The organism is Streptomyces glaucescens, assembly GCF_002154375.1.
In the GTDB taxonomy this organism is placed as follows: Bacteria; Actinomycetota; Actinomycetes; order Streptomycetales; family Streptomycetaceae; genus Streptomyces; species Streptomyces glaucescens.
In genome coordinates this window covers 1-1,236 of the sequence record NZ_MUND01000859.1, presented here as the reverse complement: position 1 = coordinate 1,236, position 1,236 = coordinate 1, and the positions used below count along the sequence as shown (strand labels likewise).

Sequence of the window (1,236 nt, the reverse complement as noted above, 5' to 3'; positions counted from 1 at the left end):
GCGTGACCGAACGCCGTGAGGGCAGCCGCATGCTGGGCGACGACGGCCTCGCCGACGTCCTCACCACCTGCACCGGCCTCACGGCGGGCGCGGTGGCGGCCCGCATCATGCGCGCCGTGGAACGCTTCGCCTCCGACGCCCCGTCCGACGACATGGCCATTCTGGCGATGCGCGTTCCCGGCCTGCACAACGGCTGACCCGGCCCGGGCCGGGCCGGGCTGGTCCCGGACCCGTCCCGGGCCAGGGCAAACAAAAAGGCCCCCGCCCGTAAGGGCGGAGGCCTTTTCTCTTGAGCCCCCAAACGGAATCGAACCGTTGACCTTCTCCTTACCATGGAGACGCTCTACCGACTGAGCTATAGGGGCCTGTCGCTTTTCCGAGGTTTCCCTCGCGGCAACGGAATAGATCATACCCCGAACGGAGCCGTGCTCCAAAACCGATCAGAAGGCGGGCTGGAGAAGGCCCCCGAGCGCGTTGCATGCGGTCACGATCCGCTGCATCTCCCGCTTCGTCAGCGAGGCGTCGACCGGCAGCGCCAGCGTCTCGTCGGCGGCCCGCTCGGTCTCCGGCAGCGACACACACTGCCGGAACCCCGGCAGCCGGTGCACGGGCGTCTTCACCGGCACCCGGGCGTCAACTCCCTTGGCCCGTACGGTCCGCGCGAAGGCGTCCCGGTCCGGACGCCCGTTCCCCGGCACCCGCACGACGTACTGCTGATACGTGTGCCCGACTGCGCCCTCCGGGGTCCGCAGCCCCTTCAGCCGCGCGTCGAGATAGCCGGCCCGCTGCCGCCGCTGAGCGATCTCGTCGTACGGAGCCTCGGACTCCCCCTGCTCCAGCACCAGCAGCCCCAGCCGCTGCCCAAGAGCGTGCAGCCGTACGACATCCGCCGGCCGCCCGAAGCGATGTACGGCAACGACAGCCGCTGTCCGGTGAGTTACGGCGGCCTCGACCGCGGCCGGGTCTAGGCAGTAGCTCACCGGGTCTATGTCGACGAACACCGGCAGCGCACCGGCCAGGGTCACCGCTTCGGCGACTTCGACGTTGCCGAAGGCCGGTACGACGACCTCGTCGCCGACGCCTATGCCGGCGGCCCTGAGCATTGCAGCAGTACCCATGCCGGGAATGGTGGTTGCGCAACGTGAACTTCAAGTGACGGAAAACAAAAAAGGGTTGGACCCGGAACCGAAGTTCCGGGTCCAACCCTTTGAATGATTGTTCGGCGGCGTCCTACTC

At 68.4% G+C, this 1,236-nt stretch carries 2 protein-coding genes and 1 tRNA gene; 1 reads left to right on the top strand and 2 read right to left on the bottom strand.

The window, feature by feature from the left end; genetic code table 11:
* On the top strand, positions 1 to 197 hold a 197-nt coding region (locus tag CCN42_RS38475; protein ID WP_143662180.1), incomplete at its 5' end, for a SpoIIE family protein phosphatase.
* 95 nt (positions 198 to 292) lie between these two features.
* On the opposite strand, the gene CCN42_RS38470 is transcribed toward CCN42_RS38475, so the two are convergent.
* Positions 293 to 365, bottom strand: a tRNA-Thr gene (locus CCN42_RS38470).
* Positions 366 to 440: 75 nt separating this feature from the next.
* The gene (locus CCN42_RS38465) at positions 441 to 1,103 is read right to left on the bottom strand and encodes a DegT/DnrJ/EryC1/StrS family aminotransferase (RefSeq protein WP_086741859.1); all 663 of its coding nucleotides are present in this window, start codon (positions 1,101 to 1,103) and stop codon (positions 441 to 443) included.
* Positions 1,104 to 1,236 lie beyond the last annotated feature (133 nt).